Source organism: Fusicatenibacter saccharivorans (assembly GCF_027667425.1).
GTDB classification, from domain to species: domain Bacteria; phylum Bacillota; class Clostridia; order Lachnospirales; family Lachnospiraceae; genus Fusicatenibacter; species Fusicatenibacter saccharivorans.
In genome coordinates, this window is the sequence record NZ_JAQEGR010000008.1 from 123,136 (window position 1) to 148,888 (window position 25,753).

General features: G+C 50.5%; 19 protein-coding genes. 16 read left to right on the forward strand and 3 right to left on the reverse strand.

The window, feature by feature from the left end; all coding sequences use genetic code 11:
* Positions 1-7 precede the first annotated feature (7 nt).
* From murD to sigE, 7 genes are all read left to right on the forward strand, one after another.
* Positions 8-1,375 carry a UDP-N-acetylmuramoyl-L-alanine--D-glutamate ligase gene (gene murD / locus PGS38_RS09275; RefSeq protein ID WP_117509642.1) on the forward strand — a complete coding sequence of 456 codons (1,368 nt, stop codon included), beginning with the start codon at positions 8-10 and terminating at the stop codon, positions 1,373-1,375.
* A 64-nt stretch (positions 1,376-1,439) separates the two neighbouring features.
* A complete protein-coding gene (locus PGS38_RS09280; protein ID WP_117509641.1) occupies positions 1,440-2,522 on the forward strand; it encodes an FtsW/RodA/SpoVE family cell cycle protein in 1,083 nt (360 codons plus the stop codon).
* 84 nt (positions 2,523-2,606) lie between these two features.
* Positions 2,607-3,872, forward strand: a complete 1,266-nt coding sequence (murA, locus tag PGS38_RS09285) for a UDP-N-acetylglucosamine 1-carboxyvinyltransferase (protein ID WP_117760484.1) — start codon at positions 2,607-2,609, stop codon at positions 3,870-3,872.
* Positions 3,869-4,816 carry a cell division protein FtsQ/DivIB gene (locus PGS38_RS09290; RefSeq protein ID WP_117760483.1) on the forward strand — a complete coding sequence of 316 codons (948 nt, stop codon included), beginning with the start codon at positions 3,869-3,871 and terminating at the stop codon, positions 4,814-4,816. Before murA ends, PGS38_RS09290 begins: the two co-directional genes overlap by 4 nt.
* Positions 4,817-5,001: 185 nt before the next feature.
* Positions 5,002-6,183: a cell division protein FtsZ gene (ftsZ, locus tag PGS38_RS09295; RefSeq protein WP_055219889.1), complete on the forward strand. Its 1,182-nt coding sequence runs from the start codon at positions 5,002-5,004 to the stop codon at positions 6,181-6,183.
* 189 nt (positions 6,184-6,372) lie between these two features.
* A complete protein-coding gene (locus tag PGS38_RS09300) occupies positions 6,373-7,236 on the forward strand; it encodes a sigma-E processing peptidase SpoIIGA (protein ID WP_055265761.1) in 864 nt (287 codons plus the stop codon).
* A gap of 42 nt (positions 7,237-7,278) precedes the next feature.
* Positions 7,279-7,977, forward strand: coding sequence for an RNA polymerase sporulation sigma factor SigE (gene sigE, locus PGS38_RS09305; protein WP_330377007.1), 699 nt, complete (start codon positions 7,279-7,281; stop codon positions 7,975-7,977).
* A gap of 88 nt (positions 7,978-8,065) precedes the next feature.
* Here sigE and PGS38_RS09310 read toward each other — a convergent pair whose 3' ends face one another.
* On the reverse strand, positions 8,066-9,370 hold the full coding sequence (locus PGS38_RS09310; protein WP_117801959.1) for a glycoside hydrolase family 27 protein: 1,305 nt from the start codon (positions 9,368-9,370) through the stop codon (positions 8,066-8,068).
* Positions 9,371-9,481: 111 nt separating this feature from the next.
* On the opposite strand from PGS38_RS09310, the gene PGS38_RS09315 reads away from it, so the two are divergent.
* The 3 genes from PGS38_RS09315 to PGS38_RS09325 all read left to right on the forward strand — a co-directional run bounded on the left by PGS38_RS09315 (position 9,482) and on the right by PGS38_RS09325 (position 14,752).
* A complete protein-coding gene (locus PGS38_RS09315; protein ID WP_117509636.1) occupies positions 9,482-10,339 on the forward strand; it encodes an AraC family transcriptional regulator in 858 nt (285 codons plus the stop codon).
* A 77-nt stretch (positions 10,340-10,416) separates the two neighbouring features.
* Positions 10,417-11,775, forward strand: a complete 1,359-nt coding sequence (locus tag PGS38_RS09320) for a sodium-dependent transporter (protein WP_055226948.1) — start codon at positions 10,417-10,419, stop codon at positions 11,773-11,775.
* Positions 11,776-11,950: 175 nt separating this feature from the next.
* On the forward strand, positions 11,951-14,752 hold the full coding sequence (locus tag PGS38_RS09325; protein ID WP_117804196.1) for a glycoside hydrolase family 3 protein: 2,802 nt from the start codon (positions 11,951-11,953) through the stop codon (positions 14,750-14,752).
* 110 nt (positions 14,753-14,862) lie between these two features.
* Here the strand turns inward: PGS38_RS09325 and PGS38_RS09330 are convergent, their stop codons facing one another.
* Entirely contained in the window at positions 14,863-15,492 is a 630-nt protein-coding gene (locus PGS38_RS09330) for an HdeD family acid-resistance protein (protein WP_022462612.1), read from the reverse strand.
* Between the two features lie 140 nt (positions 15,493-15,632).
* On the opposite strand from PGS38_RS09330, the gene PGS38_RS09335 reads away from it, so the two are divergent.
* A complete protein-coding gene (locus tag PGS38_RS09335) occupies positions 15,633-16,379 on the forward strand; it encodes an RNA polymerase sigma factor region1.1 domain-containing protein (protein ID WP_147342020.1) in 747 nt (248 codons plus the stop codon).
* Between the two features lie 69 nt (positions 16,380-16,448).
* The gene (locus PGS38_RS09340) at positions 16,449-16,751 is read left to right on the forward strand and encodes a Dabb family protein (RefSeq protein WP_022462610.1); all 303 of its coding nucleotides are present in this window, start codon (positions 16,449-16,451) and stop codon (positions 16,749-16,751) included.
* Between the two features lie 123 nt (positions 16,752-16,874).
* Here PGS38_RS09340 and PGS38_RS09345 read toward each other — a convergent pair whose 3' ends face one another.
* Positions 16,875-18,407, reverse strand: coding sequence for an InlB B-repeat-containing protein (locus PGS38_RS09345; RefSeq protein ID WP_147399413.1), 1,533 nt, complete (start codon positions 18,405-18,407; stop codon positions 16,875-16,877).
* Between the two features lie 349 nt (positions 18,408-18,756).
* Between PGS38_RS09345 and PGS38_RS09350 the strand changes: the two genes are divergently transcribed.
* From PGS38_RS09350 to glpK, 4 genes are all read left to right on the forward strand, one after another.
* Complete coding sequence (locus tag PGS38_RS09350) at positions 18,757-19,773, forward strand: LacI family DNA-binding transcriptional regulator (protein ID WP_118700328.1); 1,017 nt, start codon at positions 18,757-18,759, stop codon at positions 19,771-19,773.
* Between the two features lie 154 nt (positions 19,774-19,927).
* Positions 19,928-21,598 (forward strand): glycoside hydrolase family 13 protein, encoded by a 1,671-nt coding sequence (locus PGS38_RS09355; protein ID WP_118700327.1) that lies wholly within the window; start codon positions 19,928-19,930, stop codon positions 21,596-21,598.
* 100 nt (positions 21,599-21,698) lie between these two features.
* Entirely contained in the window at positions 21,699-24,086 is a 2,388-nt protein-coding gene (locus PGS38_RS09360) for a glycoside hydrolase family 31 protein (protein ID WP_118700326.1), read from the forward strand.
* A gap of 137 nt (positions 24,087-24,223) precedes the next feature.
* Positions 24,224-25,714, forward strand: a complete 1,491-nt coding sequence (gene glpK, locus PGS38_RS09365; RefSeq protein ID WP_055219824.1) for a glycerol kinase GlpK — start codon at positions 24,224-24,226, stop codon at positions 25,712-25,714.
* Positions 25,715-25,753 lie beyond the last annotated feature (39 nt).

Genomic DNA, 25,753 nt, shown 5'->3' on the forward strand with positions numbered 1-25,753 from the left:
ATCAAACATGATTTTCGCAGGAAAAAAAGTACTGGTTTTCGGAACCGGAAAGAGTGGAATTGCAGCGGAGGAGCTGCTGCACAAGAAAGGTGCTTCTGTCGTTCTTTACGATGGAAATGACAAACTCGAAAAAGAAGAAATCTTAAAAAAATTAGAGAGCCGTGACAGCGTGGAAGTTGTCTTAGGCGAGCTCCCGGAGGAGATGCTCGACAGCCTTGATCTTGTCGTTTTAAGCCCGGGCGTTCCGACGGATCTGCCGGTTGTCCTTAAAATGAAAGAAAAAGAGATCCCGGTCATCGGTGAAGTGGAGCTGGCGTATCAGGTAAGCCGCGGAAAAGTGCTTGCGATTACCGGTACTAACGGAAAGACCACCACAACATCGCTGCTCGGCGAGATCATGAAAGCATATCAGCCGGAAGTAAAAGTGGTCGGAAACATCGGAACCCCGTACACATCCGCAGCACTCGACACGACAGATGATACCGTAACGGTTGCCGAGATCAGCAGCTTCCAGCTGGAAACCATCAAAGAGTTCCATCCGGCGGCAAGTGCGATCACAAACATTACCGAGGATCATCTGAACCGCCATCACACGATGGAAGAGTATATCCGCGTGAAAGAGTGTATCACCGAAAATCAGACGATGGATGATCTCTGTGTGCTGAATTATGAGGACGAAATCCTGCGCCCGTTCGGCGAAAAACTGATGGCAGAGAAGAAAGTACAGGTGATGTACTTCTCGAGTCTGCGTGCGTTAAAGGACGGCATCTATTATCAGGACGGCGAAATCCGCATTGCAAAGAACGGCGAGACGGAGCTTCTGACCAGAACCGACGACTTAAAACTGCTCGGCCTACATAATTTTGAAAACGTCATGGTTGCTTCTGCGATGGCACTTCATGCAGGCGTGCCGATGGAAACTGTCCGCAAAGTCATTCAGGAGTTTGCAGGGGTAGAGCACCGCATCGAGTATGTCTGCGAGAAGGACGGCGTGGCATATTACAACGATTCCAAGGGAACGAATCCGGATGCGGCCATCAAAGGCATCCAGGCGATGAACCGCCCGACTCTGCTGATCGGCGGCGGCTACGACAAGCAGTCCACCTACGAAGAGTGGATTCAGGCATTCGATGGAAAGGTACGCTTCCTGGTTTTGATCGGAGATACGAAAGAGAAGATCGCAAAAGCGGCAAGAAGCGTCGGATTCAACGACATTATCATGGCAGACAACTTAAAAGAAGCCGTACAGATCTGCCACGACAAGGCAAATGCAGGGGATGCGGTTCTTCTTTCCCCGGCCTGCGCAAGCTGGGATCAGTTTAAGAGCTACGAGCAGCGCGGTGAGCTGTTTAAGGAGTACGTAAGAGCACTGTAAAAACGTCATATCAGGAAACTATCCCGCATAAGCTGAAAAAGAGCGAACGGCGGGTGTGGCGCGGATGCGGAAGGAAAAAGAGAAAAAAATAGATGGGACGCTGCTAGTGACGGTATGGATTCTGCTTGGCCTTGGCCTTGTGATTCTGTACAGCGCCAGCGCGTATAACGGCCGGGTCAGATTCCATGACCCGGCTTATTATTTCAAGAAGCAGCTCTTTGCAAGTGCGCTCGGTGTGATCGGTATGTATGCGGTTGCAAAAATAGATTACCGGCGGCTGTTTGCACTGGCACCGTGGTTTTATGCGGCTTCCCTTGCGCTCTCGACGGCGGTGCTCTTTTTCGGAAGTGAGTACAACGGCTCGAAGCGGTGGTTAAAGCTTGGCCCCTTATCGTTCCAGCCCTCGGAATTTGCCAAGATGGCGGTGATTCTCTTCCTGCCCTGGGTGATGGAGCACACGAAAGGCCGGTCCGACAGTCTCTGGTTTATGACAAAGGCGGTGCTGTGCACCCTGCCGATTGCAGCGCTTGTCGGAAGCAATAACTTAAGTACGGCGATTATTTTGCTCGGAATCTGTGCATTTCTGATCTTTATTTCACATCCGGGCTACCTGCCGTTTCTCGGAATCGGAGGCGCCGGCATCGGGTTTATTGCCGTTTTTCTGATGATGGAGAGCTACCGCCTCGAACGCCTTGCCATCTGGCGCAACCCGGAGGCGTACGAGAAGGGGTTCCAGACCATTCAGGGACTCTATGCGATCGGCAGCGGGAGAATCTTTGGCTGCGGGCTTGGAAAAGGCCTGCAGAAGCTTGGCTTTGTGCCGGAAGCGCAGAATGATATGATCTTTTCGATTATCTGTGAGGAGGGCGGACTGTTCGGCGCCTGCCTGGTGATCGCCGTGTTTGCGGTGCTGATCTGGCGCTTGATGGTCATTTCGATCCATGCGCGGGATCTTGGCGGAGCACTGATTGCGGGCGGAATTATGGGGCATATTGCGCTTCAGGTGATCCTGAACATCGCGGTTGTGACAAATACGATTCCGAATACCGGCATTACGCTGCCTTTTATCAGTTACGGCGGCACCTCCGTGCTGTTTCTGCTCGGCGAGATGGGGCTTGCCCTGTCGGTCTCGAGGGACACCGATTAAAAAGGCGGAAAAGCGCTGCAGAACGGGAACAAAACGGGAGTGTAATGCATACCGTAAAAAGAGAGGCCGGATGGGAGAGAACAGGTGGGAGTATATCAGATTCTCGGCGGAAGGCGGCTTTGCGGAACGGTAACAGTCCAGGGTTCCAAAAATGCCGTTCTTCCCATGATCGCGGCGGCGGTTCTGACAAAAGAGGAGGTCGTGCTGGAAGGCTGCCCGAAGATTTCCGATGTGGAGGATATGGCGGAGATTGTAAGAAGCCTTGGCGGAACAGTCTGGTGGGAGAGGAATGCGCTCCACCTGAACTGTGAAAAGATCGAAAAAAGCCGTGTGGAGGGAGCGCTTTCGAAGAGACTGCGCGCCTCTCTTTTGTTTCTGGGAAGTCTTCTTGCAAGGACAGGGGAGGCATACCTTGCAGGGGCCGGCGGCTGCCGGATCGGAAAGCGGCCGACGGACCTGCATCAGAGGGCAATGGAGCTTCTGGGAGCCGAGGTCTTCGAGGAGGACGGCACCATTCGGGCAAAGGCAGATCATCCGAAAGGAGCCGTGCTCTGCTTTCCGAAAAAGAGCGTCGGGGCGACGGAAAATGCGGTTCTTTTTGCTGTCGGAGCGGAAGGTGCAACAAGGCTGGAGCACTGTGCGCGGGAGCCGGAAGTGGTTCATCTCTGCCGGTTTCTTAAGGCCATGGGAGCGGAGATTACCGGCGAGGGGACGGAGCAGATTACCGTTTACGGAAGGCGAGGAAAGAGACTGCTGTCCGGCTGCCGGTATCGTGTTCCGGGTGACCGGATCGCGGCAGGGACGTATCTTCTGATGGGCGCGGCGACGCGGGGGCACCTGACGCTTTCCGGCGCGCCGCTGGACGAAATGGGGGCGGTTCTGTCCCTCTATCAGAAAATAGGTGGACAATATACAAGGAAGAGTGGTACACTGGTAGCAGACAGCAAAAACGTGCAGCATGCTGTTCCGTACGTGGAGACAGAGGAATATCCCGGTTTTCCGACGGATCTGCAGTCGCTGTATCTGGCGGCAGCGATGACGCTGGAAGGAAAGAGCTGTATCTGTGAAAATGTATTTGAGGACCGCCTCCGGACGGCAGAGGAGCTGCAGAAAATGGGCGGTACGCTGCAGATCTGCGGAAAATGGCTGACGGCCGAAAAAAGCCGTCTGCACGGTGCAGAAGTTGTTTCCCAGGATCTTCGGGGCGGCGCGGCACTCGTATCGGCGGCGCTTGCCGCAGAAGGATTTTCCACAATCCGGCAGACAGAACTGATTGAGCGGGGGTATGAACGGTTTCCAGAAACGCTCCGGGAACTCGGAGCCAAGATTATCGTAGAAAAAGAAATATGAGACAGAAAAAAAACAGAAAAAAGAAGAAAAACAGAAAAATACGGATTCTGACCGGGGTGGTGCTTGGCGTCGGCCTTGCAGGTGCCTTGTTTTTTAATGTGTTCAAAATCCGCAATATCCAGGTGGCGGGGAACACCCGGTATACAAAAGATGAAATCAAAGAGATGGTCGCGGACGACAAGTGGATGAAAAACACGGTGCTTCTTACGACGTTTCATTCGAAGGTTGATATGAGCGATATTCCTTTTATGAACTCCGTGGAGTTTACGTTTGTAAGCTATGACACCATCTGCATCCAGGTAAATGAGAAAAAAGTGGTCGGTTATGTCGAGTACGAAGGCCAGAAGGTCTATTTTGACAAGAACGGCATCGTGCTGGAGTGCGTGGACGAGGAGCAGGAAACACCTGCGGAGGGTGAGCCTTCCGACGGAACCGCCTCCGATGGAACGAGTGCGGATGGATCCCTTACGAGTGAGTCGCTTGCATCCGAAAGCGTATCATCCGATGGCACAGCATCCGAAAGCAGTACGTCCGACGGTGCGCTCTCGGCGGATACGATTAAAAGTGCACGTGTGACAACGACAGACTTTCAGCCGACCCTTTCCGATGTTCCGCTTGTAACAGGACTTACGTTTGACTATGTGACCGTGAACAAGCAGCTCCCGGTTGAAAAACCGGCAGTTTTCCGCACCATGCTCGCACTTACGAGAATGACGGAGAAATACAATATCACGCCGGACAGTGTGGAATTTAATGAGAACAGCGAAATTATTCTGCATTACTATGATACCGTGCGGATTCTGCTTGGAACCGATACGGCGTTAGAAGAAAAGATGACGCGCGTAGCAGCAATCCTGCCGAGCCTTTCCGGTCTTTCCGGAGAACTCCATATGGAGGATTACAAGGACGGCGACAGCAGCTTTGTCTTCTCGAAAGATGTATAAGAGGAAAGGAAAGCCGTCAAAAAAACGCAATAATCCTGAATTTTTTATGAAATACGAAAAAAACAGTTGATTATTTTCCGAAGAAATTATATTATATCTTTATGTATGACCATCAGAATATCAGACTATTTTGAGATAGACAGCAGTTCATAATCAAAAGGAGGAAGTTGAAATTGTTAGAGATCATGACAAATGAGGCAGAATCATCTGCAAAGATTATCGTAATCGGTGTAGGTGGTGCAGGAAATAATGCTGTAAATAGAATGGTGGAGGAATCCATCGGCGGCGTTGAATTCGTTGGAATCAACACCGATAAACAGGCGCTGACCCTCTGTAAGGCACCTACCATTCTCCAGATCGGCGAGAAGCTGACCAAGGGACTGGGCGCAGGAGCAAAACCTGAGGTTGGAGAGAAAGCAGCCGAGGAGAGCATCGAAGAGCTCAAACAGATCATGGAAGGCGCTGATATGGTATTCGTCACCTGCGGTATGGGCGGCGGAACCGGAACAGGTGCAGCACCGGTTGTAGCAGGCGTTGCAAAAGAAATGGGCATTCTGACTGTCGGCGTTGTAACAAAACCGTTCAAATTCGAGGCAAGAACCCGTATGAGCAATGCGCTGATGGGAATCGAAAAACTCGAGGAAAACGTAGATACCCTGATCGTGATCCCGAACGACAAACTTCTTGAAATCGTAGACCGCCGGACAACCATGCCGGAGGCATTAAAGAAAGCAGACGAGGTTCTGCAGCAGGCCGTACAGGGCATCACAGACCTGATCAACCTGCCGGCACTCATCAACCTCGACTTCGCAGATGTTCAGACCGTTATGACCGACAAGGGTATCGCCCACATCGGTATCGGCGAGGCAAAGGGCGACGACAAAGCGCTCGAGGCTGTACAGCAGGCTGTTTCCAGTCCGCTGCTTGAGACCACCATCGAGGGTGCAAGCCACGTTATCATCAACATTTCCGGAGATATCTCCCTTATGGATGCAAACGATGCTGCAAGTTACGTACAGAATCTGGCTGGAGAGGATGCAAACATCATCTTCGGTGCTATGTATGATGATTCTGTTACCGATACAGCGAAGATCACCGTTATCGCAACAGGCCTCAACGATGCAACGGCGAAACAGGCAAGCGTATCCCGCAAAGAGCCGGCAGATGCAAGAAAGAGCGCATTTTCCAGCAGCAGCTTCTCTGCACAGGCAGCCGCTCCGGTACACACTGCTCCGAAAGCTTCCGCTCCGGTACAGCCGCAGCCACAGGTTCAGGTGCAGCCGCAGGTACAGGCTCAGCAGACCATGACAAGCAATGTTCCGAAAAAGGACATCCAGATCCCGGATTTCTTAAGAAACCGCAGATAAGCAAAGAATAATAAGCAAATAACGAATTTACCTCGACACGCCGCAGACCGAAAATGTTGCGGCGTGTCGAAGTTTGTTGATCAAAAAAGAAGGTCATTCTTCCGAAAACGACAAAAAATTCACCCCCTTCCGTCTATAATAGGGTCTGTTAGAAATTCAGACCATGCAAAAGGCGCAGGGGGTGTTTTTTTGCACTATGAGATCTTTCTGGATCTTCTCTTTGCAGAGAATCTTCTGCTGAATTATACTATTCTGCGCCTTTCCTCCTTTCTTCTGAAACGATCTGCCACGCGAAGAAGGAGTTTTGCGGCAGCCGCGCTCGGCGCCGGTTATGCGGTGCTGTATGCCGTGTTTGCACGGTATCTGCCGGGTGCGCTGCTCGCCCTGGTCGGAATCGGAATTACAACAGGGATGGTGAAATCTGGCTGCAGAATCACGACAGTACGGGATCTTGTGGTGGGAATGGCAGGCTATATACTGTCCGGTTTTCTGATCGGCAGTGCATACCGCCTGTTCCGGGAGCTGATGCCGGGAAGGGGAATTTTTCTTTTTCTTCTTTCCGGGAGTGCCGCATATGCGGGAACACTCCTCCTGCTGAAGATCCGAAAGGAGATACTCCTGGAACACGCCAGGCAGGTTACGGTACAGCTTGTGCAGAATGGGAAATGGAAAAAAGTAAAAGGACTGTACGACACGGGCAATACTTTGCGGGATGCCACAACCAAAAAGCCGGTCTCGGTCGTACCGTACACTGTGATACTCGAATTGTTCCCGGACGAAATGCGGACAGGGATTGCGGCGCTTGCAAGGCACGAGACGGTGCCGGAGCCGGAACGGCTTCTTGCGCTGCAGCCCCGTTACATACCGTTTCGCGGACTGGAAGGCCGGGGCTTTCTGCCGGTGATCCGGATCTCGGAAATGATTCTTGTGACAGAACATACAGCCAGGCACATAAGCGGACCGCTGATTGCGCTTGGCGGAGAAAATAGTTCATCTCCCAGGGGCTATGAAATAATTTTGCATCCAGATCTCATGGAAGGACAGGAGGAATGAAGTATGCTGCAGGCTGCACTGCCAAACGGATTCCGGCTTCGTATGCTGCCGCGGTCCGTGCCGGCTGTATTTCGTCAGACAGGGGAAATTTTTTATATCGGGGGCACAGATGTTCTCCCGGCGCCTTTGGAAGGACAGGAGGAGGCCGATGCGATTGCGGGGCTTTCCGATCCGGAAAACGAGACGGCAAGGAGCGAGCTGATCGAACACAACCTGCGTCTCGTCGTCTACATTGCACAGAAATTTGATAATACAGGAGTTGGTGTGGAGGATCTGATTTCGATTGGAACCATCGGCCTCATCAAGGCAATTAACACGTTCAATCCGGAAAAAAAGATCAAGCTTGCCACGTACGCGTCCCGGTGCATTGAGAACGAGATTCTGATGTATCTGCGGAGAAATAACAAGACACGGATGGAGGTCTCGATCGATGAGCCGCTCAATGTAGACTGGGATGGAAATGAGCTTCTTTTGTCGGATATCCTCGGAACGGAGGAGGATGTGATCTATCAGGGGCTCGAGCAGGAGGCGGAACATCGCGTGCTGGGAAGCGCAATCAGCAAGCTCTCTGAGCGGGAGCAGGTGATTGTGAAGCTCCGGTTCGGCATCAATATGCCGGAGGGACGGGAGAAAACGCAGAAAGAAGTCGCGGATCTTCTCGGGATTTCCCAGTCGTATATCTCGCGGCTGGAAAAACGGATTATGAAGCGGCTGCGAAAAGAGATTGCGCGGTATGAATAGAGCATAAAAATGCCCTGCCCGGAGGAAAAACCATTGTTTTGGTCCCGGGCAGGACATGATTTGCTGCTTGTTTTAAGAAATGATCGTTTTATCGTGTTTCAAAACGGCATACGCTGCAGGCGTGCGGAGCAAGAGAAGCAGAAAAACCGCCGTTTAAAGAAAGTGCTTTACCGCTCCAGAGTTCTTTCGCCGCAACAGACTCCAGTGGGCAGTCTGCATCGGCAAGTGTGGAAGAAACCGTCTGCGGTGCATCCGAAAGATTAAAAAGTGCAACGTAGGTTGTTCCGGTTGTGTCATCCTTTGCATACCACACAGCTTCATTGTCTGTACGCGTGATCTGATGCGGACGAACGGACGGAGGCAGCATCGCGAGAATATCCGTGTTCGTAAGAAGTGCCAGTGTATCGTCATCGAGAAGCGTCATTTCGGCACCGAGCATCAGTGGAGAGCCGAAGAGACACCAGAGTGTCATCATCGTTTTCTGCTCATCCGGGGTAAAATACGTATGATGTTCTGTAGCAAAACCTTTTCCGAGTTCGCCAAGCGGCAGCATATCACAGTCCGGATAACAGCCGGCAGAGACGTGGCTCTGCCAGAGCTCGCAACGCTGGAACATATCCTTTAACTGTGCCCAGTTGTCCCAGAAATCATCGGTGATGCGCCAGAGATTCGCGTGCTTTTCATAGAACCATGCTTTCTCTATGAGCGCAGGTCCCGGAGACAGAGAGAGGACGATCGGCCGTCCGCATTTTTGGATGGCATTCGAGAGCATCTCGATCTCATGCGCAGCTGCAAACGGATTTTTGTGCATGTTGGTATTACAGATATCATCGCATTTAATGTAATCAACACCCCAGGAAGCGTAGAGCTCCAGCAGGGAATCATAGTAAAGCTGTCCTTCCGGAAGATCGCGTACACCGTACATATCCGGATTCCAGCCGCAGATGACCGTAGGATCGGCAACGTGTTCAGCACCAAGAGAACTGTTCTTGATCTTTCCGTGATGATGTGCAGCGATTCGCGGAATACCGCGCATGATGTGAATTCCGAATTTCAGCCCCAGACTGTGTACATAGTCGGCAAGTGGTTTAAAGCCGGAACCGTCTGCAGAAGATGGAAAACGTTCGGGATCCGGCAGCAGACGGGAGTATTCGTCCATTTCCAGTTCAGAGAATGGAATATACTGATACCGGTCGCGCATGGAACCGGCCTTTTTTGCATACCACTGGATATCCACTACAATATACTCCCAGCCATATGCTTTTAAGTGCTTTGCCATATAGTCGGCATTTGCCTTTACCGCAGCCTCGTCCACGGTTGTATCATAGTAATCGTAGCTGTTCCAGCCCATCGGTGGGGTTGGTGCACATGTATTTTTGTTTGTCAGATGCATAAGAAAAAACTCCTTTCTAAAGCAATGCTTGTTTTTTTCTGATAAGAAAAGTATAATAAAGGACATAGTGCAAAACAAGAAGACAAACCGGATAAAAGAGGTAATTTTTTGATGGAAGATCTGATCGGAGTATATGGAATCCTGGATCTGGATCACTGGCCGAACGCTCCGTTTTTGCTGCTGGACGGCGGGGTGGAAAAGAGATGGAAGGAACCGTATGCATTTCATAATACAGACCGCGGAACATATTCCGGATGGCTGATGCAGTATACGCTTTCGGGAACAGGATGGTTTGAAAAAAACGGAAAAACGTATGAAATGCGTCCCGGGAGAGGATTTTTGTGTCAGATTCCGGAGAATAGCAGATATTATCTGCATCCGGAATCCGAAGAACCATGGATTTTTCTGTATTTTCATTTTCGTGGAAGTGCAGTGTCCTATGCGGCAGAACGACTGTTTGAAAAAACAGGAGATGTTTTTTATGCGGATGCAGATAGCGAGCCAATTCGGACTGCACTGCAGATGCATCGAAAACTGAAAAACGGTTACCGGTCGGAACCGTATGAATGCGGTGTGTTTTTGTATCAGTTTTTTTGTTCTCTTCTGCGGGAGGTACAGCGTCCGGAGCGGAAGCAGACACATTTTTTTGTTCGGGAAGCGATACGGCAGATGGATACCGACTGCGCATCTGTGCAGGGGATTGAACAGCTGGCAGAACAGAGCCGGGTTTCCTTTGCCCATTTTACGAGATGCTTCCGGGAGGAAACAGGCGTTTCTCCCATGCAGTATCTTCAGGAAGCGAGAATTCGCAAAGCGATGACGCTGCTCTTGAATACCGGAAAGAGTGTGGAAGAGATTGCAGCAGAAACCGGATTTTCCAGTGGAAACTATTTTGGAAAAGTATTCCGTCACCATATGGGAATCTCGCCGTCGGCATACCGGAAAGAACGGCAGAACGGTGCTGTCTGAAGTCTTGGTTTTGTACGAAGATGTACTTGCGGAGAAATTCCGGGAGTATGGAAGAAAAAAGGGAGGAACAAAAAGAAATGGAACGAGAAACATTCCAATCGCGCCTTGGCTTTCTTCTGCTTTCGGCAGGATGTGCCATCGGCATCGGAAATGTATGGAAATTTCCGTATATGGTAGGAAACAACGGAGGCGGCATTTTCGTGCTGTTTTACCTGCTGTTCCTTGCCATCATGGGAGTTCCGATTCTGTCGATGGAGCTTGCCATCGGAAGAGGAAGCAAAAAGAGTACCGTGCGCGCGTATGGGGAACTGGAAAAGAAAGGGCAGAAGTGGCATATCCACGGATACGTTGCCCTCATCGGAAACTATCTGCTGATGATGTTCTACACCGTCGTTGCAGGCTGGATGCTGTACTATTTCTACAGCTTTTTAATCGGAAAATTCAGCGGCCTGACAGGCGACGCCGTAACCGGAAAATTCAACGAGATGCTTTCATCTCCGTCGATTCTTGTCATTACCATGCTGATTATTACAATTGCAGGCTTTCTGATCTGTTCGGTGGGTCTGCAGAACGGCGTGGAGCGTGTTACAAAGGTGATGATGATCGTGTTGATGGTCATCATGATTTTCCTTGCGGTTTACAGCTTTACGATGCCGGGTGCCAAAGAGGGACTGAAATTCTATCTGGTGCCGGATATGCAGCAGATCGAACAGGTGGGACTGTTCCACATTATCACAAACGCGATGAGCCAGGCATTTTTTACGCTGAGCCTTGGTATCGGCGCGATGCTGATTTTCGGCAGCTACTTAAACGGCGGAAAATCCCTGCTCGGCGAGGCAGTCAGCATTGCAGCGCTCGATACGTTTGTAGCGATTACCGCAGGCCTCATCATTTTCCCGGCGTGCTTCTCCTACAACGTACAGCCGGACAGCGGCCCGAAGCTGATCTTTATGACGCTGCCGCACATTTTCACCTCGATGAAGGGCGGACGGATTTTCGGAAGCTTCTTCTTCCTGTTCCTGTTCTTTGCGGCGCTGTCTACCATCATCGCTGTATTTGAGAATATCATGTGCTGTTTTTCTGAGATTTTCGGCGTTTCCAGAAAACAGTCAGCCATCATCAACTGCATTCTGGTGATCTTAGGATCCCTGCCGTGTGCACTCGGCTACAATGTGTGGTCCGGATTCCAGCCGCTCGGCGCAGGAAGCACCGTTCTTGATCTTGAGGACTTTATCGTCAGCAACCTTCTGCTGCCGGTCGGCTCTCTGATTTACCTTCTGTTCTGTACTTCAAAATGGGGCTGGGGCTTCAAAAACTACCAGGCAGAGGCAAATAAGGGCGGGGGCCTGAAAGTGCCGGACTGGGTACGGGTTTATCTTTCTTATATTCTGCCGTTGCTGCTTCTGGTATTAATTGTCCAGGGACTGATCGGATAAGACAGGAACAAAAAGGTCAATATCAGACGAAAAAAAGATAAGAAAAGAACTGGAAAAAAAGCCAGGAATACGAGATAATAAAAGACAAGAGACCAGAACAGGTGCCGGGACCCGGAAGTATCAGGTGTCCCGGCACTTGTCGGATCAGAAAGGATACAGGAGAAAGGGGAACAAAATGGGAAAATTTACACCACTGGATTTCAACAAATATGCAGCACTGGCCCGTCAGGCAGCGGCAGAAGGCTGTGTACTTCTGAAAAACGAAAATGAGGCACTCCCGCTTCGAAAAGGAGACAAAGTGGCTGTTTTCGGAAGAATTGCATTCCACTATTATAAGAGCGGACTTGGCTCCGGCGGTCTTGTCAATACGAAATACGTTGTCGGTATTCTGGATGCCTTAAAAGAAGAAAAAGACATTACACTCGACGAGAATCTTCTTGGAACATACGAAAAATGGATCGAGAAAAATCCGTACGACGAAGGACAGGGCTGGGGCAAGGTGCCGTGGTCCCAAAAAGAGATGGAGCTGACCGACGAGATCGTGGAGAGTGCAAAAGGCGCCGATGCAGCCATCGTTGTTGTAGGCCGTACCGCAGGTGAGGATCAGGACAACAAAAATGAGGCAGGCAGCTATCTCTTAACCGATACTGAAAAAGAGATGGTAGAAAAAGTCAGCAAAGCATTTGCAAGAACAATCGTTGTGCTGAACGTCGGAAACATTATCGACATGAAATGGGTGAAAGAGTGCAATCCGGCAGCTGTTCTCTATGTATGGCAGGGTGGTCAGGAAGGCGGAAACGGTGTTGCCGATGTACTGATGGGAAGAGTCAATCCGTGCGGTAAGCTGACCGACACGATTGCAGAGAATATCGAGGACTATCCGTCCCAAAGCTGCTTCGGCGATCTGACCCGCAATGAGTACAAAGAGGATATCTACGTCGGATACCGCTACTTTGAGACCTTTGCAAAAGAGAAAGTATTGTATCCGTTCGGTTTTGGTCTTTCCTATACGACATTTGCCGTGACCGCAGAGGCAGAAGAGAAAGATGTTGACAATGTAACCGTGACGGCAACCGTTGAAAATACCGGCAAAACGGATGGTAAAGAGGTTGTTCAGGTTTATGTAAAAGCTCCGCAGGGTGTTCTTGGAAAACCATCCCGCGCACTCGTCGGTTTTGCAAAGACCGGTGTTCTTGCACCAGGCGCAAAAGAGACGCTGACGATCGATGTGACCAAAGAGAGCTTTGCATCCTACGATGACAGCGGTGCAACCGGCCACAAATCCTGCTACGTACTCGAAGAGGGCAGTTATGAGTTCTACGTCGGAAGCGATGTCAGAAGCGCAGCCTTTGCCGGTGCATACGAGCAGCCGTTCAAAGTGGTTGAGATCCTGACCGAGGCTATGGCTCCGGTAGAAGCATTTGAGCGCATGAAAGCTGTTCCGGGCGAAGACGGAACGTTAAAACCGGGATATGAGGCAGCTCCTCTGCGCACCGTAGATCCGATCGAGCGCATGAAAGAAAACCGCATGGAGCCGATCACCTATACCGGTGACAAAGGCTACAAGCTCGGTGATGTCCTGGATAAGAAAGTAACGATGGAAGAGTTCGTGGCACAGCTTTCCGATGAAGATCTGATCTGCATCTTCCGCGGCGAGGGCATGTGCAGCCCGAAGGTTACTCCGGGAACCGCAGCAGCATTCGGCGGCCTGACACCGGAACTGCAGGAATTCGGTATTCCGGCAGCCTGCTGTACCGACGGCCCGTCCGGACTCCGCTTTGACTGCGGAACGAGAGCCTTCTCCATGCCGAACGGAACCCTGCTTGGCTGTACGTTTGACCTTCCGCTGGTAGAAGATCTGTACGAGATGGCAGGACGCGAGATGAGACAGAACCGTGTCGATGCCTTGCTCGGACCTGGTATGAATATTCACAGAAACCCGCTGAACGGCCGTAACTTTGAGTATATCTCCGAGGATCCGTACCTGACCGGATGGATCAGTGCCGTACAGATTCTTGGTATGGAAAAATCCGATGTAACCGGAACCATCAAACATTTCTGTGCAAATAACCAGGAGTCCAACCGACATCATGTGGACGCCGTTGTTTCCGAGCGTGCCCTGCGTGAAATCTATCTGAAGGGATATGAAATCGCAGTCAAAGAAGGCGGCGCAAGATCCATCATGAGCACTTACGGACCGGTCAACGGCATCTGGACTGCAGGAAATTACGATCTTCTGACCACGATTCTGCGCGGCGAGTGGAACTACGACGGCTTCGTTATGACTGACTGGTGGGCAATGTCAAACCGTGAGGGATATGAAGCAACCAAAACAACCCATGCACCGATGGTATCTGCCGGAAACGATGTCTTCATGGTATGCACCGACTGCTCCGATATGGGACAGGACGATGTGAAAGAGGCACTGGAAAACGGCGAGATCACAAGAGGCGACCTGCAGAGAAATGCGATGAATGTCCTGCATTTCATCCTTGGAACTCCAAGCATCTTACGGTTCCTGGACCGCATCAGCGAGGAAGAGAAAGAAGCACAGGAGCAGATGGGCGACAACGATTTCGTTGCAGCAGATCTTGTAACATACGAGGCAGATCCGGCAACGGGAGATGTTGTGATTGACGCATCCGCATGGAACACGAAAAAAGGAAACAGTGAAGTATGCGGTGTTACGATTCTGGCTGACAAGATGGGAACGTACGATATCGAAATCGAGATGAAATCCGATCTGGAAGACCTCGCACAGCTGCCGGTAACCGTGTACATCGACAATATCGTAAAAACTATGATCAGCATCCGCGGAACAAAAGGTGAGTGGATCAAAGAGACGAGAGACCTTGGCTTCTTCTTCGGCCCGAACCACTACCTGAAGCTGTACTTCGGCGCAAATGGTCTGGAGCTTGGAAAGATCCGCCTGAAGTTAAGAGAAGGCATGGAAGTACTGAGCAAACACGAGGAATAAATAAAAAAAGAAATACAGAGAAAAACCGGAACCCGGGAGCCGCTGTTTGAAAGCGGTGCCGGGTTCCGGTTTTTCGTATGAAAGAAGATTTTTATGGAAGAAGCTGTTTTTTAGTGAAGCTCGTCCTCATCCACATCAATCACATTGTCATCGTGCAGGATTTTCTGCTGGTTGATCTCGGTCTGGATGACGTTTTTGATCCGGCGTTTTGCGCGGCCCATGTAGTAGGTGGTGACAAGATCGGAAATGCCGCTGTAGACAAGGCAGATACCGATGAAAATGTTTGTGGTTGCAACGGCATCAAACGGATTGGTACAGATGATGATGCCGAGAACGCTGGTTAAAAGAGCCAGCAGGAACTCAAGCCACCATTTTTCCAGCCCTGTTTTTTTGAGGTTGAACGCCTTCTGAATGCTGAGCAGTCCGTTTGCCAGAAGGATGATACCGATGACAACCGGGATGAATGCGATTACAAGGTCACTTTCAAAGATAACGAAGCAGCCGAACAGAATCAGTACCAGGGCAACGAACAGATCGTAGCGGAAGAAAAACGGCTCGCCGCGGCTTGCAATGTAGCGGATCAACGCAACAACGCCGCCAAACAGGAGCAGTGCTCCGGCGATATAACAGATCAGCAAACTCGTTTTTACGGGGTAGACGATCAGCACGATACCTAGTATAATAGAGACAGCGGCTGAAAGCAGGAAACTGTTTTTCACATCCTGAAAAAATTGTTTCATAAGGATTCTCCTTTCCACTTGAATGTGGTTTTTCGTTTGCTTTTATAGTAGCTTTTCAAAGCAGAAAAAGCAATGGACAAATTGAAAAAAATGTACGAAGAAATGGAATCGTGAAACGGAAGAAAGAGAGGGTAAAAAAGATGCAGGACGAACAGAAAAAGTTCCAGGAGAAGCTCTCCGAATTGCTGTCATACGCCAGAGACCATGAAAATAAAGTAACGATGAAAGAAGTCAGAGACTTTTTTGAAGACTTTGCACTGGATGAGCAGAAAGTCACCTTTGTCTGCGAATATCTGACGATGGAGCAGGTCGATGTGGCAGATTATGAGCCGGGCGTCGTGCCGGAGGAGACCGAAAAAGAAAAGAAAAAACCGGAGTTTTCCGAGGAGGAGCTGCGTGCCTTACAGCAGTATCTTGACGAACTGCCGGAGACAGAAACACCGTCGGAGGAAGAAACGGCAGAGCTTTACCGGAAAGCGGCAGAGGGCGATTCCCTTGCAAAGAGCATGCTCGTGCAGCTCTGGCTTCCGAAAGTTATTGAGACCGCAAAAGAAATGCACACCCGCGATTTCTTCCTGATGGATCTGGTGCAGGAGGGAAATGTCGGACTTTTAGTAGCGCTGGAGTCCGTTGTAAAAGCTGAGACGGCGGAGCAGGCGATTGATGCGGCTGTGCGTGAGACGATCAGCGATTTCATGGAAGAACACAGAGTTCAGAAACACAAGGACAATACTGTAGTCAATAAAGTAAACCGCTTAAAAGACGCCATCGAGGAACTCTCCGACGGCGATGACATGGATTTCAGTGTGGCAGAGCTTTCCGCGTATCTTGACATGTCCGTGGAAGAGATTGAGGATATTCTGCGGATTGCAGGCGAAGAGCCGTAACAAAAGGCTGGTATTTGCACAGAAACTGTGTGAATTGGCAATAAAACAAAAGCAAAGGAGAAAAATACAATGGTACATCATATTGTTATGTGGAAATTCAAACCGGAAGTAGAGGATGCAAAGAAACCGGAGCTGAAAAAAGCGATGGCAGAGAACCTGAAAAGCCTGGTCGGCAAAGTGCCGGGACTGTTGACGGTTGACTTTGTAGAAGCACCGCTTGCATCTTCCACCCATGATATGGCACTTGTCACAACACTGGAAAAAGCAGAGGATGTAGCTGTATATGCAAAACATCCAGAGCACGTAAAAGTAGCAGACACCTATGTACGTCCGTACACAACGGAGCGTGCGGCACTCGATTACGAAGAGTAAAAACAAGCACGGACTTTAGCTCGTTGCCCGTGTAAATAAAAAAGTATCCCGCTTCCCCAAAAGGAACGGGATACTTTTTTTGTGCCGAGAAGATCAATTCCTGATCTGGTGAATACGTTTCATTTAAGTGTTTTTCTGTTCTTCCTTCTGCAGTTCGTCAATTGTAAGCAGCAGCTCATCGATGGAAACCTCTTCGTCCTTCGGATCTTCCGTAAATTCTCTGACCAGTTCTTCGTACGTTCTTCTTCTGTGTTCCAGCGCTTTCCGCGACCGCTCCCGCCGGATGCGGCGGACATACCGCAGGCGGAGGACAAAGAGCAGAATCAGAACGAGAAGGACAAACGGCATCGCCAGAAAAACAGGATCTGCCTTCCGGATACGGGCAAAAAGGGATGCACCGGCCGAGGCAAGATGGCGGAACCAGGAAGCGGCATGCACAGTGCCTTTCCAGAACGCTGCGAAATGGGAAGCCACAGATGAGAAGGAAACCGTGGATGATGCCGGTGCTTTGGAAATGGCCGGTTCCGGTGTCTGGGTTATGGCCGGTGTTTCGGTCGGCGTCGCAGTGGCAGTCGGCGTCGGTGTCGCCGTCGGAACCGGTTCAAACGTTACGGCAAGGGTATGATCCTTCTGGATATCGGAAAATGTGTAGCTGTCCGGATATTCCGTCACCGGCAGATACAAGCCGTCCACCGAGAGCTTCGCGAGCCGGAAGCCTTCGTCTGCCGTGTAGGAAACGGTTTTTTCCTCTCCGCGGGAAACTTCCCCGCCCTCGGACACCGAGCCATGCTCCGCCGCGGAAGTGGAAACCGTGAACAGATACGGCACCCGGGTGCGGTAGAACTGCACGTACCGTCCACCATCTGCCTTTGTTACGTTTACAATCGCAATAAATTCCCCAGGATTTGTCTCGCAGAGGCCCTCTGGTTCATTGATGGTGATATCGTCGGAAAAGCCAAAATCAACCGTGTCGTCCGCAAGCAGTGTTTTCTGCGAGAGCGAGTATGTCTGGATAAAGTTTCCGATTCCGAGATGCATCGTCAGCGGAAAAAGAAAAAAGAGATCGCCGGAAACACAGAGATCCTGAAAGTTTTCCATGTAAAAATCGAAGGGATACGTGCCCCAGTCATCCACCACCTGAAGTGAGGCATCGAGGAGTTTAAAGCCGTAGCCGCCGTCCGCATCGGTCTGGATCAGATAGCCGCCGGTGGAGGGAAGATAATCAATACCGAGAATATTGTAGCTTGTCGAGAGCTGGATCCGCTCTTTCTGCTCGAGAGTATCCGGGTCGAGGCGGAAGATACATCCGTAATTGGAAGCATCCGGGCTGCTGTAGCCGCTTACGAGGATTTCATGTGTGACGGGATTGTATGCCATACCGTTCGCGTGAGCAAAGTCTGCGTCCCTTACCTGATGCGCGAGGGAATACTGCGTAACGGGATTTCCGTCTGCGTCTGTATCATTTTTATAGTAGGCAGAGACTACGTCCGGCTCTGTCGTCAGATCATTAAAATTTTCGATGCAGATGATATAATCTTCCGTCGCACAGACGGACTGCACCGCGCCGTTGCTGCCGAGAATCGGATATTCCCCGACCAATTCCCAGGAGGCGCCGGTAAACGGCGTACTGGAGGCAAAACCAGCCTGACAGAGCATGGGGTGAGTCAGAAAGAGAAAAATGCCCAGAAAAAGGGCAAGAAAAAACCGGCCGGATTTCTTGCCGGTGGGAGATTTTATCGAAAAATTTGTAAATGCAAGCCGCATATGATGTGTAGGTCCTTTCTTACAGAAAAAAGGTGAACTTTTTCTGTCATCCTATCTTACCACGGAACCGGCGGAAAGTAAATGAAGGAGGGATGGAGATTTTCTTACATATCGTTTAAGAAAATGTAATAATTTTGTAGTGTTTGCCGATGCAAAGTAGTTGTAAACATTTTGCCGTCTTGGTAAAATAAACATAACAGAATTCAGAAAATTGTGAAGAAAAAGGAAAGGCAGAGAACCGATGATTAGAATCAAAGATATTGCAGACCGCGCAGGGGTCAGCCCGACGACGGTTTCGAATGTAATACACGGAAAGACAGGGCGCGTCTCAAAGGCGACGGTCGAGAAAATCAACCGGATTTTAAAGGAGATGGAGTACGTGCCGAGTATCAGCGCGCGCATGCTGGCGAATAACAGCTCCGGTCTCATTGGTGTGGCGCTTGGTTTCATGAAGAAAGGAAATGCATCTTCCTTTGAGGATCCCTTTGTGTCGGCAATGCTCGGAAATCTGGAGTATCAGATCCGGGAACACGGCTACTATATGATGCTGGTTGCGCGCCATGAGCAGGATGATCTTATGCAGCAGGCGCTCGGCTGGAATTTTGACGGCATGATTGCGATGGCTCTGAAGGAAAAGGAGATTGCAGAGCTCTCGGAACGTCTCGGAAAACCGCTGGTAACCATTGATCAGTATCTCCCGCCGGAACTTGGAGTCCGCTCCATTACGATGGATGACCGCGGCGGTGCGTACCAGATGAGTCAGTACCTGATTGGAAAGGGACATAAAAAATTTCTCTTTTTATCCGACTGCGATCTCGGTGTTGACCACTATCGGTGGCTCGGTGTGCGTCAGGCAATGGAGGAGGCGGGAATTGAGGACTTTGAAAGCCGCCATATTGTGATCCCGTGGGATCCAGAGCAGAGGGAGAAGGCATATGAGGAGATGCTTCCGTTCTTCAAAAAACAGACAGCGCTCTTTTTTTCATCGGATTACTATGCACTTGAAGCATCCAACTTTCTGCAGAACAGGGGAATAAAGGTTCCGGAGGAAATTTCAATTGCGGGCTTTGATGATGTTACTTATGCGACACTTGCGCGGCCGAAGCTGACTACCGTGCATCAGATGGTGGATGGAAAAGCACGCCGTGCCGTAGAGGTCCTGATGCACCTGATCCAGGATGAGCCGGTACAAAAAGATATTCCGCCATTGCCGACAACGCTGGTGGAGAGGGAGTCGGTAAGAGATCTGATGAAGTAAATAGTTACCAAATTTGCAGAAAAACTCTTGTAGAAACTGCTGGTTTTGCGCAAAACTATTGAAAAATCACCGTGAGGTATGGTAAACTGTGCTTGCAAACGACAGAATCAAAGAACCAGACACGTTCTGGGGATGAAATAAAGGAGGTAAAAAAATGGACAAAAAATGGTGGAAAGAAGCCGTAGTGTATCAGATTTATCCGCGCAGCTTCATGGACAGCAACGGAGACGGTATCGGCGATTTAAATGGTATCACATCCCGTCTGGATTATCTGAAGGATCTTGGCGTGGATGTTATCTGGCTGTCACCGGTGTACCAGTCACCAAACGATGACAATGGATACGATATCAGCGATTACCGGGCAATCATGCAGGAGTTCGGAACAATGGAGGATTTTGACCGCATGCTTTCGGAGATGCATAAAAGAGGCATCAGGCTGGTCATGGACCTTGTTGTCAATCATACTTCAGATGAACACAAATGGTTCGTGGAGAGCCGCAAATCGAAAGACAATCCATACCGCGATTATTATATCTGGCGTGATGCAAAAGAGGGAAAAGAGCCAAATAACTGGGGAAGCTGCTTCTCCGGCTCCGCATGGAAATACGATCCGCAGACCGAGATGTATTACCTGCATCTGTTTTCCACGAAGCAGCCTGACCTGAACTGGGAAAACCCGACCGTAAGAAAAGAAGTTTTCGATATGATGAACTGGTGGTGCGAGAAAGGCATCGACGGCTTCCGTATGGATGTCATCAGCATGATCTCCAAACCGGAAGGACTGCCGGATGGAAAGATTCCGGAAGGCGGACTCTACGGTGACTCCGGCTGCGTAAACGGACCGCATGTTCATGAGTATCTGCAGGAGATGAACAAGGAAGTCCTTTCCAAATATGATCTGATGACGGTCGGTGAGTGTGCCGGTGTCACGATCGAGGAGGCAGAAAAATATGCATCCGCAGACGGCAAAGAGCTCAGCATGGTATTCCAGTTCGAGCTGGTTGAGCTGGCAAGCGGAAAATACGGCAAATGGACGGACAAACGCGTACCGCTCAAAGATTTCAAACGCGTCATGACAGCATGGCAGACGGAGCTTGAGGGCAAGGCATGGAACAGCCTCTTCCTTGGAAACCACGACCAGCCGCGCTGCCTGTCCCGTTTCGGCGATGATTCACCGGAATATCGCGTAGTCAGTGCCAAAATGCTTGCAACCTGCCTTCATATGATGCAGGGTACCCCGTACGTATACCAGGGCGATGAGCTCGGCATGAAGAACGTTCCGTTCCACGATCTGTCCGAATTCCGCGATATTGAGAGCATCAACGCGTTTCACGAGCTGACCGGAGCCGGAAAAGTAGCGCCGGACGATATGATGCGCTACCTGAACCTGCGCGGAAGAGACAATGCAAGAACTCCGATGCAGTGGGATGATACCGCTTCGGCAGGATTTACCACAGGAACCCCGTGGATCAAAGTCGGACCGGATTACGAGACCGTCAATGCAAAAAATGAGATGGCGGATCCGGATTCTGTATACAATTATTACAAGAAACTGATTCATCTCCGGAAAGAGAAGGATATCATGGTTTACGGAACGTACGAGCTGCTCGATCCGGAAGACGAGGCACTGTATGTATATACCAGAACCTTAGGCGATCAGAAACTCCTCGTGATGTGCAATTTTACAAAAGAGGAGCAGGAGTACACGGTTCCGGAAACCTTTGCAGGAGCAGAGGTACTGATCAGCAACTATCCGCAGGACGGCGCGGCAGCAGGGACACGAAAACTGCGTGCGTATGAGGCAGTTGTTCTGGAAACCAAATAAAAAATGCAGAGGAACCTGTGGCAGAACGGATTTTTGCCACAGGTTCCCGTTCTCAAAATACGGCAAAAACCGGTAAGAGTAAGAAAGGGGAAAATAAAACATGAAATCATATCTGAAAATGGAGACACATCCGCTTGCAGATCCGAAGAATGTAGTAAAGGGCGATAAATATCGTATCACGGTGCTGACGGAGCATCTTCTTCGGCTGGAATACAGTGAGGACGGTGAATTTATCGATGCGGCATCCCAGACGGTTGTAAACCGTGATTTTCCAGCAGTGGAATTTTCCGTCAAAGACACAGGCGATGAGCTGGAGCTGCGTACAAAGTATCTGCAGCTGAATTACAACAAAAAGGCATTCTCTGCAAACGGACTTTCCTGCAAAACAACGGCAGTCGGCATCAGTTCTGTACCGGCATGGCATTACGGAGATCCGACACAGGATCTTGGAGGAACGGCCCGTACGCTTGATCAGGTCAACGGAGCATGCGAACTGGAACCTGGTATCATGTCCTGGTTTGGTTCCGCTGTTCTGGATGATTCGAAGTCGCTTCTGATGACAGAGGACGGTTGGGTGACCCCGAGAAAGAAAGGAGTGCAGGATCTGTACTTCTTCGGCTATGGCTGGAATTTCCGTTTGGCATTAAAGGATTTCTACCACCTTTGCGGCAAGACACCGATGCTTCCGAGGTTTGCGCTTGGAAACTGGTGGAGCCGTTACTGGCGTTACAGTGAAACATCCTATATGAAACTGATGGAAGACTTTGACAAAGAGAACGTTCCCTTCTCGGTTGCTGTTATCGATATGGACTGGCACCGTGTAGACGATGTGGATCCGAAATACGGCAGCGGCTGGACCGGCTACAGCTGGAATAAAAAACTCTTCCCGGATCCGGAGCGTTTTCTTGGAAAACTCCATGCACGCGGCATGAAGACAACACTGAATGTCCATCCGGCAGACGGAATTCGTGCGTATGAGGACTGCTATCCGGAAGTAGCAGAGGCTATGGGAGTGGATGCAAAAAAAGAAGAGCCGGTCAATTTTGACATTGCGGATCCGAAATTTGTTGATGTATATTTTGAAAAAGTTCATCATCCGATGGAAAAAGAGGGCGTCGATTTCTGGTGGATTGACTGGCAGCAGGGACAAAGTACCAAGATCGAGGGTCTTGATCCGCTGTGGATGCTGAATCACTATCATTTTCTTGACAGTGGAAGAGACGGAAAACGTCCGATGACCTTCTCCCGCTATGCAGGACCGGGCTCCCACCGCTATCCGGTCGGATTTTCCGGAGACACCCACATCACCTGGGAATCCCTGGATTTCCAGCCATACTTTACCAGCACAGCCTCCAACATCGGCTACGGATGGTGGAGTCATGATATCGGCGGCCATATGCTTGGCTACCGTGACGATGAGCTTGAAGCAAGATGGTATCAGTACGGAGTCTTTTCTCCGATCAACCGTCTGCACAGCTCTAACAGTGCCTTCAGTGGAAAAGAGCCTTGGAACTTCAGTATGGAAGTGCGCAGCACAATGGATGATTTCCTTCGTTTGCGTCATAAACTCGTACCGTATCTGTACACGATGAACTACCGTGCATGGAAAGAAGACACACCGATCGTTGTTCCGATGTATTATGATTACCCGGAGACGGTTTTCTGGGGCAAAAATCAGGCACCGAATCAGTACTTCTTCGGAAGCGAGCTGATGGTAACACCGGTGACAACGAAATGTATTCCGGAGCTGAAGCGTGCAAAAACAAAGGTGTGGCTGCCGGAAGGTACGTGGTTTGATTTCTTCAACGGAATGATTTACGAGGGTGGCAGAAGTATGGATCTGTACCGTACGCTCGAGGAGATCCCGGTTCTTGCTAAAGCAGGTGCGATTATCCCGATGACAGAGAAGATCAGTGCGCTGGATGTAGAATCCAACCCGGATGAGCTGACGGTACGCGTTTACGCGGGCGCGGACAATACATTTGCCCTGTACGAGGATGACAATACTACCATGGCATATGAGAAGGATGACTGTGCAAAAACATCGATGACGCTCGACTGGGGTGCGCGGAAATTTACGATTGCACCGGTTGAGGGCAATCAGAGCCTCGTTCCGGAAAGCAGAATGTACTGCGTAGAATTCGGCGGAAGTACGGCAAAAGAAGCGAAGGTCTTTGTAAACGGCGTGGAAGCGGATGCAGAAGTCAAAGAGAAAGACGGACTTCTTACGATCGCGGTAACAGATGTAAAACCGCAGGATACCGTGACCATCTGTCTGCCGGAAGATACGGAGATTGCAAAGAACGATGTCATGACACGTGCGATGGATCTGCTGCTGCACGCCGAAATCAGCTACATCACCAAAGAGCAGATCGCAAATCTTCTTCGCAAAGCAGACGGAAAGGTAGCAATTCTGGCTGCAGAGCTGCAGAGCATGGAACTTTCAAATGATCTGCGCGGTGCGCTGCTGGAGATCATTACGGCATAAATTGCTGCAGAAAAACACGATTTGATTTACAGAAAAAGAATTCTGTGATACGATACATACAAAGAAAAGGAAGAGAGCGTGGCAGTGGATTCTGTCAGGCTCTCTTCTTGAAATGTGAGACAGGAGGATTTTTAAACGTGGGAAAATACATCATGGCACTTGATGCCGGCACAACGAGCAACCGCTGTATTCTGTTTGATCAGAAAGGACAGATCGTAAGCCTTGCGCAGAAGGAGTTTACCCAGCGTTTCCCGAAACCGGGCTGGGTGGAGCACGATGCCAATGAAATCTGGTCCACGATGCTCGGTGTAGCCGTGGAGGCAATGCAGAAAGCGGGTGCGTCCTACGAGGATATCGCGGCAATCGGCATCACAAACCAGAGAGAGACGACGATCGTCTGGGACAAAAAGACGGGAGAGCCGGTCTACAATGCAATTGTATGGCAGTGCCGCAGAACATCGGAATACTGCGATTCCCTGATGGAGCGCGGACTGGTTGACCGTTTCCGGGAGAAAACAGGTCTTGTGATCGATGCGTATTTTTCAGCCACGAAGCTGAAATGGATTCTAGATGAAGTTCCGGGCGTGCGCGAGCGGGCGGAGCGAGGCGATCTCTATTTCGGAACGGTGGAGACGTGGCTGATCTGGAAGATGACAAAGGGAAAGGTACATGTCACCGATTACACCAACGCGTCCCGTACAATGCTGTTCAATATCCATACCCTGAAATGGGATGAGGATATCTTAAAAGAGCTGAACATTCCGCTCTGTATGCTGCCGGAAGTCCGCCCGTCGAGCTGTGTCTACGGGGAGACGGCATCCACATATTTCGGCGGCCCGATTCCGATTGCGGGAGCAGCGGGAGACCAGCAGGCGGCGCTGTTCGGCCAGACCTGCTATGCGCCGGGCGAAGCGAAAAATACATACGGAACAGGCTGCTTCCTGCTGATGAACACGGGAGAAAAGCCGGTTTCTTCGACACACGGTCTTGTTACCACGATTGCATGGGGCATCGGGGACAAGATTACGTATGCGCTCGAGGGATCCATTTTCGTCGGCGGAGCCGCAATCCAGTGGCTGCGCGATGAGATGAAGCTGATCGAGTCCTCGGCGGATTCCGAGTACATGGCGCAGAAGGTGAACGACACGAACGGCTGCTACGTCGTGCCGGCGTTTACCGGCCTTGGCGCACCGTACTGGGATCAGTATGCGAGAGGAACCATTCTCGGCCTGACCCGCGGCGTCAACAAATACCATGTGATCCGCGCAACACTGGAGTCGATCACGTATCAGGTGGATGATGTCTTAAAAGCGATGGAGGCAGATTCCGGCATGAAGCTCTCTGCACTGCGTGTGGACGGCGGAGCAAGCGCCAACAATTTCCTGATGCAGTGCCAGGCGGACATCAGCCAGGCGCCGGTGGAGCGGCCATGCTGCATCGAGACGACCGCGATGGGAGCAGCTTATCTTGCGGGACTCGCCGTCGGCTACTGGCCGGATCAGGAGACAGTAAAACAGAACGGAGCCATTGACCGTACGTTTGAGCCGGAGCTCTCGAAAGAGGAGCGCGATGAGAAGATGAACGGATGGCACAAAGCAGTCCGTTACGCCGAAGGATGGGCGAAATAGAAAAAGATTTTGGAAATGCAGAAAAGGAACGGCTTCGTA